Raw genomic sequence first — 13,657 nt, 5'->3', positions numbered from 1 at the left:
GGAAAAATCAAAGTTTCGGGAGAATTTTCATGGGCAAAATCATCGGTATCGACCTGGGGACCACCAACTCCTGCGTCTCCATTCTGGAAAACGGTAACGTCAAGGTGCTGGAGAACGCCGAAGGCGCTCGCACCACGCCGTCCATCATCGCTTATGCAGGCGACGGCGAAATTCTGGTTGGCCAGTCGGCCAAGCGCCAGGCCGTGACCAATCCACACAACACCCTGTACGCGGTCAAGCGCCTGATCGGTCGTCGTTTCGACGAGGACGTGGTGCAAAAGGACATCGGCCTGGTGCCGTACAAGATCACCAAGGCCGACAATGGTGACGCCTGGGTCGAAGTGAACGGCCAGAAGATGGCGCCGCCGCAGATCAGCGCCGAAGTGCTGAAGAAGATGAAGAAGACCGCCGAGGACTACCTGGGCGAGCCGGTGACCGAGGCGGTGATCACCGTTCCGGCCTACTTCAACGACAGCCAGCGCCAGGCTACCAAGGATGCCGGTCGCATCGCCGGTTTGGACGTCAAGCGCATCATCAACGAGCCGACCGCGGCTGCGCTGGCCTATGGCATGGACAAGGCCAAGGGCGACCACACCGTGATCGTCTACGACCTGGGTGGCGGTACCTTCGACGTGTCGGTGATCGAGATCGCCGAAGTCGACGGCGAGCACCAGTTCGAAGTGCTGGCCACCAACGGTGACACCTTCCTCGGTGGTGAGGACTTCGACATTCGCCTGATCGACTACCTCGTCGACGAGTTCAAGAAAGAAACCGGCATGAACCTCAAGGGCGACCCGCTGGCCATGCAGCGCCTGAAGGAAGCTGCCGAGAAGGCCAAGATCGAGCTGTCCTCGAGCCAGCAGACCGACGTCAACCTGCCGTACATCACTGCAGACGCCACCGGTCCGAAGCACCTGAACGTGAAGATCTCCCGTTCCAAGCTCGAGTCGCTGGTCGAGGACCTGGTGCAGCGCACCATCGAGCCGTGCCGCATCGCGCTGAAGGACGCCGGTATCGACGTCAGCAAGATCGACGACGTGATCCTGGTCGGCGGCCAGACTCGCATGCCGCTGGTGCAGAAGACCGTTGCCGAGTTCTTCGGCAAGGAGCCGCGCAAGGACGTCAACCCGGACGAAGCCGTGGCCATGGGCGCTGCCATTCAGGGCGCGGTACTGGCTGGTGACGTCAAGGACGTGCTGCTGCTGGACGTCTCCCCGCTGACCCTGGGTATCGAAACCATGGGTGGCGTGATGACTGCGCTGATCGAGAAGAACACCACCATACCGACCAAGAAGTCGCAGGTGTTCTCCACTGCCGACGACAACCAGAGCGCCGTGACCATTCACGTGCTGCAGGGCGAGCGTAAGCAGGCTGCGCAGAACAAGTCCCTCGGCAAGTTCGACCTGGCCGAGATTCCGCCGGCTCCGCGTGGCGTGCCGCAGATCGAGGTGACCTTCGATATCGACGCCAACGGCATCCTGCACGTGTCCGCCAAGGACAAGGCCACGGGCAAGCAGCAGTCCATCGTGATCAAGGCCAACTCCGGTCTGTCCGAGGAAGAGATCGAGCAAATGGTGCGTGACGCCGAGGCCAACGCCGAGGAAGACCGCAAGTTCGAAGAGCTGGCCACCGCGCGCAATCAGGGCGATCAGCTGGTGCATGCCACCCGCAAGATGCTCACCGAGGCGGGCGACAAGGCTACTGCTGACGAGAAGGCCGCCATCGAGAAAGCCATTGGCGAGCTGGAAGTGGCGATCAAGGGAGACGACAAGGCGGCCATCGAAGCCAAGATGAACGCGCTGTCCGAAGCTACCACGCCGCTGGCGCAGAAGATGTACGCCGAGCAGCCGCAAGGTGGGGCCGCGCAGGCTGACGCCGGCGATGCCAAGGATGCCGGTGACGACGTGGTCGACGCTGAGTTCGAAGAGGTCAAGGAGAACAAGTAAGGGGCTCGGCCCGGCAAGCGGGCCGCCTCTTCTTTACGCTCCACCGTCGCTCGCGACGGGCAGGATTCGCCGCGCGGGAGCCTTCTCCCGCGTCGGCGTATCTGGAGCTCACGAATCTGAGAGTGCAGCACAACTATGGCAAAACGTGACTATTACGAGGTCCTGGGGGTCGAGCGCGGCGCCAGCGAGGCCGAGCTGAAGAAGGCCTATCGACGCCTGGCGATGAAGTACCACCCGGATCGCAATCCGGATGACAAGGGCGCCGAAGAGAAATTCAAGGAGGCCAACGAGGCCTACGAAGTGCTCTCCGACGCCAGCAAGCGTTCAGCCTACGATCAGTACGGCCATGCCGGTGTCGATCCGCAGATGGGCGGCGGCGGTGGCGCCGGTTTCGGCGGTGCCAACTTCTCCGACATCTTCGGCGACGTGTTCAGCGACTTCTTCGGCGGTGGTCGTGGCGGCTCGCGTGGCGGTGCCCAGCGTGGCAGTGACCTGCGCTACACCCTGGAGCTGGACCTGGAAGAAGCGGTGCGCGGCACCACCGTGACCATTCGCGTGCCGACCCTGGTCGGTTGCAAGACCTGCGATGGCAGCGGCGCCAAGAAGGGCACCAGCCCAGTGACCTGTACCACCTGTGGCGGCATCGGCCAGGTGCGCATGCAACAGGGCTTCTTCTCCGTGCAGCAGACCTGCCCGCGCTGCCACGGCAGCGGCAAGATGATCACCGACCCCTGCGGCAGCTGCCACGGTCAGGGACGGGTGGAAGAGAGCAAGACCCTGTCGGTCAAGGTGCCGCCGGGCGTCGATACCGGTGACCGTATTCGTCTGTCCGGCGAGGGCGAGGCCGGTACCCATGGCGGCCCGGCCGGTGACCTCTACGTGGTGGTCAACGTCCGTGAGCATGCGATCTTCCAGCGTGACGGCAAGCATCTGTACTGCGAAGTGCCGATCAGCTTCGCCGATGCGGCGCTGGGCGGCGAGCTGGAAGTGCCGACCCTCGATGGCCGGGTCAAGCTGAAGATCCCCGAAGGCACCCAGACCGGCAAGCTGTTCCGCCTGCGCGGCAAGGGTGTGGCGCCGGTGCGTGGCGGCGCGGCGGGCGATCTGATGTGTCGGGTGGCGGTGGAAACGCCGGTCAACCTGACCAAGCGTCAGCGCGAGCTGCTCGAGGAGTTCCGCAAGTCGCTGCAGGGCGACGACTCCCACTCGCCCAAGGCCAGTGGCTGGTTCGAAGGCGTGAAGCGCTTCTTTGGTGACGTATAACCACGGCTGCAGGCGGCAGGTGGCAGGCTTCAAGCCTTTCGCCTGCGGCCTGAGGCCTGCAGCCTGGAGCTGATTTTATGCAACGTATTGCAGTGATGGGCGCCGCCGGGCGCATGGGCAAGACCCTGATCGAGGCCGTGAGCCAGGCCGAGGGCGCAACGCTCAGCGCGGCCATCGATCGCGCCGAAAGCAGCCTGATCGGCGCCGATGCCGGTGAACTGGTCGGCCTGGGCAAGATCGGCGTGACCCTGGCGGGTGATCTGGCGGCGGTGGTCGATGATTTCGACGTGCTGATCGATTTCACCCATCCGTCGGTGACGCTGAAGAACCTGGAAGTCTGCCGCGCCGCCGGCAAGGCCATGGTGATCGGCACCACCGGTTTTACCGTGGAAGAAAAGCAGCAGCTGAGCGAAGCGGCCAAGCAGATCCCGATCGTCTTCGCCGCCAACTTCAGCGTCGGCGTCAACCTGTGCCTGAAACTGCTGGATACCGCCGCCCGCGTGCTGGGCGATGACGTGGATATCGAGATCATCGAAGCGCATCACCGGCACAAGGTCGATGCGCCGTCCGGCACCGCGCTGCGCATGGGTGAAGTGGTCGCCGATGCGCTGGGACGTGATCTGCAGAAGGTCGCCGTGTATGGCCGCGAAGGTCAGACCGGGGCGCGCGAGCGCGAGACCATCGGTTTCGCCACCGTGCGTGCCGGCGACGTGGTGGGAGATCACACCGTGCTGTTCGCCGCCGACGGCGAGCGTGTGGAGATTACCCACAAGGCCTCCAGCCGCATGACCTTCGCCAAGGGCGCGGTGCGCTCGGCGCTGTGGCTGCAGCAGCGTTCGCCTGCCCTGTACGACATGCAGGACGTGCTGGGTCTGCGCTGAGGCGAATGTGTGACTGAGGCGTCTTATCGGGTGGACCGAAAAAGGGTTTTCCTGTAAGCTTCCTGTTTTAGTGTGTCCACTAAAAGTTACGCAGAATGGCTCAAATAAAAAAGCGGGATGACCTTCACACGTCATCCCGCTTTTTTACAACCTGCGTTTGCTTCAAGCCTTGATCGAGACGGAGGTCTTCTTGACTAAGCCAGCCCCCAAACCTGCCATTTTGGCCCTTGCTGACGGCAGCATTTTTCGCGGCGATTCCATCGGGGCCGATGGCCAGACGATCGGAGAGGTGGTGTTCAACACCGCCATGACCGGCTATCAGGAAATCCTTACCGATCCGTCCTATGCCCAGCAGATCGTCACCCTGACTTACCCGCACATCGGCAACACCGGTACCACGCCGGAGGATGCCGAGTCCAATCGCGTCTGGGCTGCTGGCCTGATCATTCGCGACCTGCCGCTGATCTCCAGCAACTGGCGCGACAAGCAACCGCTGGACGAGTACCTGAAAGCGAACGGCACCGTCGCCATCGCCGGTATCGATACCCGCCGCCTGACCCGCATCCTGCGCGAGAAGGGCTCGCAGAATGGCTGCATCCTGGTCGGTGACGACGCCACCGAAGAGAAGGCGCTGGAACTGGCGCGCAGTTTCCCGGGCCTCAAGGGTATGGACCTGGCCAAGGAAGTCACCTGCGACAAGTCTTACGAGTGGCGCTCCAGCGTGTGGAGCCTGGAAAGCGACAGCCATCCGGAAATTGCCGCGGCTGACCTGCCGTATCACGTGGTTGCCTATGACTACGGCGTGAAGCTGAACATCCTGCGCATGCTGGTCGCCCGTGGTTGCCGCCTGACCGTGGTGCCGGCGCAGACGCCGGCCAAGGACGTGCTGGCGCTGAATCCCGATGGCGTGTTTCTCTCCAACGGCCCTGGCGACCCCGAGCCGTGCGACTACGCGATCGAGGCGATCAAGGAAATCCTGGAAACCGAGATTCCGGTGTTCGGCATCTGCCTCGGCCACCAACTGCTGGCCCTGGCCTCCGGCGCCAGGACCCTGAAGATGGGCCACGGCCACCACGGCGCCAACCACCCGGTGCAGGACCTGGATACCGGCGTGGTGATGATCACCAGTCAGAACCACGGTTTCGCCGTGGATGAAGGCAGCCTGCCGAGCAACCTGCGGCCGATCCACAAGTCGCTGTTCGATGGCACCCTGCAGGGTATCGAACGTACCGACAAGGCCGCCTTCAGCTTCCAGGGTCACCCCGAAGCCAGCCCAGGCCCGCACGACGTTGCCCCGCTGTTCGACCGTTTCATCAATGAAATGGCCAAACGCCGCTAAGCCCCGCCGAGCAGAGAATTCGAGAAGACCATGCCAAAACGTACAGATATCAAAAGCATCCTGATCCTCGGCGCCGGCCCCATCGTCATCGGCCAGGCCTGCGAGTTCGACTACTCCGGCGCCCAGGCCTGCAAGGCGCTGAAGGAAGAAGGTTTCCGCGTCATCCTGGTGAACTCCAACCCGGCCACCATCATGACCGACCCGGCCATGGCCGACGCCACCTACATCGAGCCGATCAAGTGGGCCACCGTGGCCAAGATCATCGAGAAGGAGCGCCCGGACGCGCTGCTGCCGACCATGGGCGGCCAGACCGCGCTGAACTGCGCCCTGGATCTGGAGCGCCACGGCGTGCTGGAAAAGTTCGGCGTCGAGATGATCGGTGCCAACGCCGACACCATCGACAAGGCCGAAGACCGCTCGCGCTTCGACAAGGCCATGAAGGACATCGGCCTGGCCTGCCCGCGTTCGGGCATCGCCCACAGCATGGAAGAAGCCTACGGCGTGCTGGAGATGGTGGGTTTCCCCTGCATCATCCGCCCCAGCTTCACCATGGGCGGCACCGGCGGCGGCATCGCCTACAACCGTGAGGAGTTCGAGGAAATCTGCGCCCGCGGTCTGGACCTGTCGCCGACCAACGAGCTGCTGATCGACGAATCGCTGATCGGCTGGAAGGAATACGAGATGGAGGTGGTCCGCGACAAGAAGGACAACTGCATCATCGTCTGCTCCATCGAGAACTTCGACCCGATGGGCGTGCACACCGGCGACTCGATCACCGTGGCCCCGGCGCAGACCCTGACCGACAAGGAATACCAGATCATGCGCAACGCCTCCCTGGCGGTGCTGCGTGAGATCGGCGTGGAAACCGGCGGCTCCAACGTGCAGTTCGGCATCTGCCCGAACACCGGGCGCATGGTGGTGATCGAGATGAATCCGCGCGTGTCGCGCAGCTCGGCGCTGGCCTCCAAGGCCACCGGCTTCCCCATCGCCAAGATCGCCGCCAAGCTGGCCGTCGGTTACACCCTCGATGAGCTGTCCAACGACATCACCGGCGGCCGCACTCCGGCGTCCTTCGAGCCAGCCATCGACTACGTGGTGACCAAGGTTCCGCGCTTCGCCTTCGAGAAGTTCCCCAAGGCCGACGCCCGTCTGACCACCCAGATGAAGTCCGTGGGTGAAGTCATGGCCATCGGCCGTACCTTCCAGGAGTCGGTGCAGAAAGCCCTGCGCGGTCTGGAAGTCGGCGTCGCCGGTTTCGATCCGAAGCTCGACCTGAACGATCCGGAAGCCGAAAGCACCCTGCGCCGCGAGCTGACCGTGCCCAGTGCCGACCGCATCTGGTACGTGGCCGATGCCTTCCGTGCCGGCAAGACCGTCGCCGAAGTGTTCGAGCTGACCCGCATCGACGAGTGGTTCCTGGTGCAGATCGAGGATCTGGTCAAGGACGAGGAGAAGGTCAAGACCCTCGGCCTGTCCGCCATCGATTACGACCTGATGTTCAAGCTCAAGCGCAAGGGCTTCTCCGATGCGCGCCTGGCCAAGCTGCTGGGCGTTTCCGAGAAGAGCCTGCGCGCGCACCGCCACAAGCTGAAAGTGCTGCCGGTGTACAAGCGCGTGGACACCTGCGCCGCCGAGTTCGCCACCGACACCGCCTACATGTACTCGACCTACGAGGAAGAGTGCGAGGCCAACCCGTCGAGCCGCGACAAGATCATGATCCTCGGCGGCGGCCCCAACCGTATCGGCCAGGGCATCGAGTTCGACTACTGCTGCGTACACGCCGCGCTGGCCATGCGTGAAGACGGTTTCGAGACCATCATGGTCAACTGCAACCCGGAAACCGTCTCCACCGACTACGACACCTCCGACCGCCTGTACTTCGAGCCGGTGACCCTGGAAGACGTGCTGGAAATCGTCCGCGTCGAGCAGCCCAAGGGCGTGATCGTGCAGTACGGCGGCCAGACTCCGCTGAAGATCTGCCGCGCGCTGGAAGAAGCCGGCGTGCCGATCATCGGCACCAGCCCCGAGGCCATCGACCGTGCCGAAGACCGCGAGCGCTTCCAGCAGATGGTGCAGCGCCTGAACCTGCGTCAGCCGGCCAACGCCACTGCACGCAGCGAGGACGAAGCCCTGGCTCTGTCCAAGGGCATCGGCTACCCGATGGTGGTGCGTCCGTCCTACGTACTGGGCGGCCGGGCGATGGAAATCGTCTACCAGGAAGAAGAGCTCAAGCGCTACATGCGCGAAGCGGTGAAGGTGTCCAACGACAGCCCGGTACTGCTGGATCGCTTCCTCAACTGCGCCATCGAGGTGGACGTGGATGCGGTCAGCGACGGCGAGACCGTGGTGATCGGTGCGATCATGCAGCACATCGAACAGGCCGGCGTGCACTCCGGTGACTCCGCCTGCTCACTGCCGCCTTACTCGCTGCCGGCGCACATCCAGGACGAGATTCGCGAGCAGGTCAAGAAGATGGCCCTGGAGCTCGGCGTGGTCGGCCTGATGAACGTGCAGATGGCCGTGCAGGGCGAGGACATCTACGTCATCGAAGTGAATCCGCGCGCCTCGCGTACCGTGCCGTTCGTCTCCAAGTGCGTCGGCGAGTCGCTGGCCAAGGTGGCGGCGCGTGTCATGGCCGGCAAGACCCTGGCCGAAGTCGGCTACACCCAGGAAATCATCCCGCCGTTCTTCAGCGTCAAGGAAGCGGTGTTCCCCTTCGCCAAGTTCCCGGGCGTCGACCCGATCCTCGGCCCGGAGATGAAGTCCACCGGTGAAGTCATGGGCGTCGGCGACAGCTTCGGCGAAGCCTTCGCCAAGGCCCAGCTGGGTGCCAGCGAGATTCTGCCGAATTCCGGTTGCGCCTTCATCAGCGTGCGTGAGGACGACAAGGCCGAGGCCGTTCAGGTTGCGCGCGATCTGGTCAGCCTGGGCTTCGAAGTGGTCGCCACCGCCGGCACCGCCAAGGTGATCGAGGCCGCCGGTCTGCCGGTGCGCCGCGTGAACAAGGTGACCGAAGGTCGTCCGCACGTGGTCGACATGATCAAGAACGACGAAGTCACCCTGATCATCAATACCACCGAGGGGCGTCAGTCCATCGCTGACTCCTACTCGATCCGTCGTAACGCCCTGCAGCACAAGATCTACTGCACCACCACCATCGCGGCGGGGCAGGCGGTCTGTGAGGCGCTCAAGTTCGGTCCCGAGAAGACCGTGCGCCGGCTGCAGGATCTGCATGCAGGAATCAAGGCATGAACAAGTACCCCATGACCGTCCAGGGCGCTCGCGCCCTGGAAGAAGAGCTGGCGCACCTGACCAAGGTGCGTCGTCCCGCACTGAGCCAGGCGATCGCCGAGGCTCGCGAACTGGGCGACCTCAAGGAAAACGCCGAATACCATGCCGCGCGTGAAGAGCAGGGCATGGTCGAGGCGCGTGTGCGTGATATCGAAGGTCGCCTGCAGAACGCGGTGATCATCGACGTCACCACTATCGAGCACACCGGCAAGGTGATCTTTGGTACCACGGTGGAAATCGCCAACGTCGAAACCGACGAAAGCGTGACCTACCAGATCGTTGGCGAAGACGAAGCCGACATCAAGCAGGGCAAGATCTCCGTCGGCTCGCCCATCGCCCGTGCCCTGGTGGGCAAGAGCGAGGGTGACGTGGTCGGCGTGCAGACTCCCAGTGGCCTGGTCGAGTACGAGATTGTCGAAGTTCGCCACATCTAAGCCACAACAGCCGTCGCGGGCCGCTGCCGTCAGTTGGCAGTTGGCCCAGACCCTTTGGGTCGGCGGCTTGTGGTTGTTGCAGTTCGTCATTCTGCCAGCCATCGGCCAGACGGGCCTGGCACCCTTGCTGGTGCAGGAGATAGCCGAGCGCCTGGTGCCGCTGCTGGTTGGCCTCACGGCCGTGTGCGTGGCGCTGCAGGCCTTTGCCCTGCTGCGCAGTGACGGGCTTTCGAGTCTGTTGCGGGATATGCGTGGGCAGTTGCTGCTGACCGTTGCGGTCATGGCCCTGAGTTACTTCGTGACGCTGCACCAATGGCCCGAGGCCCAGTACTGGCTACGCTTCAGCTATCTGGTGATGGCCTTCTGCGGGCTGTTGCTGGTGCTGCAGCCCGTGCCGGGGAAGGAGCGGTCCTGATCTGCAAGCCACAGGCCTCAAGCAAAAGGAGCGCTTGCGAACATCAGCGTCATGGGCTCACCGTGGATAGCCTGTAGCCTGTAGCCTGTAGCCTGTAGCCTGTAGCCGCTTCAGCCCTGATAACGAATCACGTTGGACAGGTTGCGATTGGGCTTGGGGTTCTTGCGATAGAGCAGGGCGACCTTGCCGATCGACTGTACCAGTTCGGCGCGGCCGGCTTCGCACAGGGCGCCGATGGCAGTCTGGCGATCCTCGCGTTCGGCGAGACGCAGCTGTACCTTGATCAGTTCATGATCGTTCAGGGCGCGGTCCAGTTCGGCCAGCACGCCTTCGGTCAAACCGTTGTCCGCCACGATCAATACAGGTTTCAGGTGGTGGCCGATAGATTTGAATTGTTTCTTCTGCTCTTGAGTGAGCGGCATAATCGTTAGTACCTAATTCGGTCTGGAAAACGGCGCCTATCTTACCCGAGCCCGCGCAGTTATTCATGGCCCGTTGAGTTCGAGGTTTCAGTGGCACGTTCCAAGACCAGCCAGCGTTGGCTGAAAGAACATTTCGACGATCCCTACGTGAAGATGGCGCAGAAGGACGGCTATCGCTCGCGGGCCAGCTACAAGTTGCTGGAAATTCAGGAGAAGGATCGCATTCTGCGCCCCGGTATGACCGTGGTCGATCTCGGCGCTGCGCCGGGCGGCTGGTCGCAGGTCACCAGTCGGGTGATTGGCGACAAGGGGCGACTGATCGCCTCGGACATTCTGGAAATGGACAGCATTCCCGACGTCACCTTCATCCAGGGCGACTTCACCGACGATGCGGTCTTCGCGCGCATTCTCGAGGCCATTGGCGAGAATCCGGTCGACCTTGTTATTTCCGATATGGCCCCCAATATGAGTGGGGTGAGAGCGGCCGATCAGCCGCGCGCCATGTATCTGTGCGAGCTGGCGCTGGATCTGGCCGGGCGCGTGCTGCGCCCCGGCGGCGATTTCCTCATCAAGATTTTCCAGGGTGAGGGTTTCGATACCTATCACAGGCAGGTGCGCGACAGCTTCGACAAGGTGCAGATGCGCAAACCGCTGTCCTCGCGCGATCGCTCGCGTGAGCAATATCTGTTGGCGCGCGGCTTTCGCGGCTTGTGAGTTGAAACTGGTGTCCGCTGCGTCGGTCTCAGTGGCATAAACCTCATAAAGGGTTACAGACGGTGCCTGCGGGATGCGGGCGTTTGGTGTAAGTTAGGTCGGTATATCATTGGTCGTCATGGGAAGCCTGCTTCGCCACGAGGCCTGCTTCAGAGGGTAGCTAATTGAACGACATGGCAAAGAATCTGATCCTGTGGCTGATCATCGCGGCGGTGCTGGTTACCGTGATGAACAACTTCTCCAGCCCGAGCGAGCCGCAGACCCTGAGCTACTCGCAATTCATCGAGCAGGTGAAGGAAGGGCGCGTCGAGCGCGTCACCGTCGATGGTTACGTGATCACCGGCAAGCGCACCGACGGCGAAGGCTTCAAGACCATCCGTCCGGCGATTCAGGACGGTGGTCTCATCGGTGACCTGATCGACAACAACGTGGTCATCGAAGGCAAGCAGCCCGAGCAGCAGAGCATCTGGACCCAGCTGCTGGTGGCTAGCTTCCCGATTCTGGTGATCATCGCCGTGTTCATGTTCTTCATGCGCCAGATGCAGGGCGGTGCCGGTGGCAAGGGCGGGCCGATGAGCTTCGGCAAGTCCAAGGCGCGCCTGCTCTCCGAAGACCAGGTCAAGACCACCTTCGCCGATGTCGCCGGTTGCGACGAGGCCAAGGAGGAAGTCAGCGAGCTGGTGGAATTCCTTCGCGACCCGGGCAAGTTCCAGCGTCTGGGTGGTCGCATCCCACGTGGCGTACTGATGGTCGGCTCGCCGGGTACCGGCAAGACGCTGCTGGCCAAGGCCGTGGCTGGTGAAGCGAAAGTGCCGTTCTTTACCATTTCCGGTTCCGACTTCGTCGAGATGTTCGTCGGTGTCGGTGCCAGCCGCGTGCGCGACATGTTCGACCAGGCCAAGAAGCACGCACCGTGCATCATCTTCATTGACGAGATCGACGCCGTCGGTCGCCATCGTGGCGCCGGCATGGGCGGCGGTCACGACGAGCGCGAACAGACCCTCAACCAGTTGCTGGTGGAGATGGACGGCTTCGAGATGAATGACGGCATCATCGTCATCGCCGCCACCAACCGTCCGGATGTTCTGGACCCGGCGCTGCTGCGTCCCGGTCGCTTCGACCGTCAGGTGGTGGTCGGCCTGCCGGATATCCGTGGTCGCGAACAGATTCTGAAGGTGCACATGCGCAAGGTGCCGATGGGTGACGACGTCAACCCTGCGGTCATCGCGCGCGGTACCCCGGGTTTCTCCGGTGCCGATCTGGCCAACCTGGTCAACGAAGCCTCGCTGTTCGCCGCTCGTGCCGGCAAACGTCTGGTGGAAATGAAGGAGTTCGAGCTGGCCAAGGACAAGATCATGATGGGCGCCGAGCGCAAGACCATGGTCATGTCCGACAAGGAGAAGCTCAACACCGCTTACCACGAGGCGGGCCACGCCATCGTCGGTCGCCTGGTGCCCGAGCATGATCCGGTCTACAAGGTTTCCATCATTCCCCGCGGTCGTGCCCTGGGCGTGACCATGTTCCTGCCGGAAGAGGATCGTTACAGCCTCAGCAAGCGCGCCCTGATCAGCCAGATCTGCTCGCTGTTCGGTGGCCGTATCGCCGAGGAAATGACCCTGGGCTTCGACGGTGTCACCACCGGCGCCTCGAACGACATCATGCGTGCCACTCAGTTGGCCAAGAACATGGTGACCAAGTGGGGGCTGTCCGAGAAGCTCGGCCCGCTGATGTACGCCGAAGAAGAGGGTGAGGTGTTCCTCGGTCGCAGCATGGGTAGCCAGAACAGCAATGTGTCCGGCGAAACCGCCAAGCAGATCGACGAGGAAGTGCGCCGCATCATCGACGAGTGCTACGCCACCGCGAAGAAGCTGCTGGTGGAGAACCGCGACAAGCTCGATGCCATGGCCGAAGCGCTGATGAAGTACGAAACCATCGATTCCGAGCAGATCGACGACATCATGAGCGGTCGCGAGCCGCGCGAACCGCGTGGCTGGGACGGCGGTGGCGACTCAGGGGCACCGCAGGCCAAGGTCGACGAAACCAGTCGTCCCGAGAAGCCCATCGGTGGGCCGGCGGCCGAGCACTAAGGTTCCCTATGTCTCGACAGCTACACCCGAGCCGGCTGCCCTGTGGCAGCCGGCTTCTTGATTTGTCCCGTCCGCAAGTGATGGGCATCCTCAATGTCACTCCCGACTCCTTTTCCGACGGTGGGCGCTTCACCGCGCGTGATGCTGCCTTGCGTCATGCCGAGGCGATGGTCGCTGCTGGCGCGACGCTGATCGATATCGGTGGTGAGTCCACGCGTCCAGGGGCACGAAGCGTTTCGCCGACCGAGGAACTGGAACGCGTTGCGCCGATGGTCGAGGCCATCGCCCGCGAGCTCGACGTGATCATTTCCGTGGATACCTCGACACCAGCCGTCATGCGCGAAAGCGCGAGGCTGGGGGCGGGGCTGATCAACGATGTGCGCTCGCTGCAGCGTGATGGCGCTCTGGATGCGGCGGCGGATACCGGGCTGCCGGTATGTCTGATGCACATGCGCGGTGAGCCGGGCACCATGCAGGACAACCCGCAGTACCCGAACATCGTTGCCGAGGTGCATGATTTTCTCGTCGAGCGCATGGCTGCATGTGCGACGGTCGGTATTCCCGCCGAGCGGATCGTGCTCGATCCGGGGTTTGGTTTTGCCAAGACCTTGGAGCACAATCTCGTCCTGTTCAGGCGCATGGCTGAACTCTCTACTCTTGGGCGCCCCTTGCTGATCGGCGTTTCACGCAAGAGCATGATCGGCAAGGTGCTCGGTCACGAGGTCGGCGAGCGGCTCTATGGCAGCCTGGCACTGGCGGCCCTGGCGTTGACCAAGGGCGCACATATTCTGCGTGTGCACGATGTCGCCGAAACGGTGGATGTGGTGCGCATGATCGCTGCGGTCGAGGCAGCGCAATAACAAGG

General features: G+C 62.9%; 11 protein-coding genes. 10 read left to right on the top strand and 1 reads right to left on the bottom strand.

Going from position 1 to position 13,657, the window contains the following annotated elements:
* Window positions 1-29 precede the first annotated feature (29 nt).
* The 7 genes from dnaK (at window position 30) to BLS61_RS19080 (ending at window position 9,569) form a co-directional block, all read left to right on the top strand.
* A complete protein-coding gene (gene dnaK, locus BLS61_RS19110; protein WP_090433528.1) occupies window positions 30-1,946 on the top strand; it encodes a molecular chaperone DnaK in 1,917 nt (638 codons plus the stop codon).
* Between the two features lie 135 nt (window positions 1,947-2,081).
* Window positions 2,082-3,209 carry a molecular chaperone DnaJ gene (dnaJ, locus tag BLS61_RS19105; protein ID WP_090433527.1) on the top strand — a complete coding sequence of 376 codons (1,128 nt, stop codon included), beginning with the start codon at window positions 2,082-2,084 and terminating at the stop codon, window positions 3,207-3,209.
* A 77-nt stretch (window positions 3,210-3,286) separates the two neighbouring features.
* On the top strand, window positions 3,287-4,090 hold the full coding sequence (gene dapB / locus BLS61_RS19100) for a 4-hydroxy-tetrahydrodipicolinate reductase (RefSeq protein WP_090433526.1): 804 nt from the start codon (window positions 3,287-3,289) through the stop codon (window positions 4,088-4,090).
* 190 nt (window positions 4,091-4,280) lie between these two features.
* Entirely contained in the window at window positions 4,281-5,429 is a 1,149-nt protein-coding gene (gene carA / locus BLS61_RS19095) for a glutamine-hydrolyzing carbamoyl-phosphate synthase small subunit (protein WP_090433524.1), read from the top strand.
* A 30-nt stretch (window positions 5,430-5,459) separates the two neighbouring features.
* Window positions 5,460-8,681 carry a carbamoyl-phosphate synthase large subunit gene (carB, locus tag BLS61_RS19090; protein WP_090433521.1) on the top strand — a complete coding sequence of 1,074 codons (3,222 nt, stop codon included), beginning with the start codon at window positions 5,460-5,462 and terminating at the stop codon, window positions 8,679-8,681.
* Entirely contained in the window at window positions 8,678-9,154 is a 477-nt protein-coding gene (greA, locus tag BLS61_RS19085; protein ID WP_024309422.1) for a transcription elongation factor GreA, read from the top strand. The genes carB and greA overlap by 4 nt, the downstream gene beginning before the upstream one ends.
* Window positions 9,132-9,569 carry a DUF4149 domain-containing protein gene (locus BLS61_RS19080; protein ID WP_090433519.1) on the top strand — a complete coding sequence of 146 codons (438 nt, stop codon included), beginning with the start codon at window positions 9,132-9,134 and terminating at the stop codon, window positions 9,567-9,569. Before greA ends, BLS61_RS19080 begins: the two co-directional genes overlap by 23 nt.
* 110 nt (window positions 9,570-9,679) lie before the next feature.
* On the opposite strand, the gene yhbY is transcribed toward BLS61_RS19080, so the two are convergent.
* Window positions 9,680-9,991, bottom strand: a complete 312-nt coding sequence (gene yhbY / locus BLS61_RS19075) for a ribosome assembly RNA-binding protein YhbY (protein ID WP_090433517.1) — start codon at window positions 9,989-9,991, stop codon at window positions 9,680-9,682.
* A gap of 90 nt (window positions 9,992-10,081) precedes the next feature.
* Between yhbY and rlmE the strand changes: the two genes are divergently transcribed.
* The 3 genes from rlmE to folP all read left to right on the top strand — a co-directional run bounded on the left by rlmE (window position 10,082) and on the right by folP (window position 13,652).
* A complete protein-coding gene (rlmE, locus tag BLS61_RS19070; RefSeq protein WP_003240552.1) occupies window positions 10,082-10,705 on the top strand; it encodes a 23S rRNA (uridine(2552)-2'-O)-methyltransferase RlmE in 624 nt (207 codons plus the stop codon).
* A 173-nt stretch (window positions 10,706-10,878) separates the two neighbouring features.
* Entirely contained in the window at window positions 10,879-12,792 is a 1,914-nt protein-coding gene (gene ftsH / locus BLS61_RS19065) for an ATP-dependent zinc metalloprotease FtsH (RefSeq protein WP_090433515.1), read from the top strand.
* A gap of 8 nt (window positions 12,793-12,800) precedes the next feature.
* Complete coding sequence (gene folP, locus BLS61_RS19060; protein WP_090433513.1) at window positions 12,801-13,652, top strand: dihydropteroate synthase; 852 nt, start codon at window positions 12,801-12,803, stop codon at window positions 13,650-13,652.
* Window positions 13,653-13,657: the final 5 nt, after the last annotated feature.

It is taken from the genome of Ectopseudomonas guguanensis (genome assembly GCF_900104265.1).
GTDB classification, from domain to species: domain Bacteria; phylum Pseudomonadota; class Gammaproteobacteria; order Pseudomonadales; family Pseudomonadaceae; genus Aquipseudomonas; species Aquipseudomonas guguanensis.
The sequence above is the reverse complement of the archived record's forward strand: the minus strand, read 5'-3'. Positions and strand labels throughout refer to the sequence as shown.

Coding starts and splice junctions, on each gene's coding strand:
- yhbY (WP_090433517.1), bottom strand. CDS start 9,991: ATGCCGCTCACTCAAGAGCAGAAGAAACAATTCAAATCTATCGGCCAC.
- dnaJ (WP_090433527.1), top strand. CDS start 2,082: ATGGCAAAACGTGACTATTACGAGGTCCTGGGGGTCGAGCGCGGCGCC.
- greA (WP_024309422.1), top strand. CDS start 8,678: ATGAACAAGTACCCCATGACCGTCCAGGGCGCTCGCGCCCTGGAAGAA.
- dnaK (WP_090433528.1), top strand. CDS start 30: ATGGGCAAAATCATCGGTATCGACCTGGGGACCACCAACTCCTGCGTC.
- folP (WP_090433513.1), top strand. CDS start 12,801: ATGTCTCGACAGCTACACCCGAGCCGGCTGCCCTGTGGCAGCCGGCTT.
- dapB (WP_090433526.1), top strand. CDS start 3,287: ATGCAACGTATTGCAGTGATGGGCGCCGCCGGGCGCATGGGCAAGACC.
- ftsH (WP_090433515.1), top strand. CDS start 10,879: ATGGCAAAGAATCTGATCCTGTGGCTGATCATCGCGGCGGTGCTGGTT.
- carB (WP_090433521.1), top strand. CDS start 5,460: ATGCCAAAACGTACAGATATCAAAAGCATCCTGATCCTCGGCGCCGGC.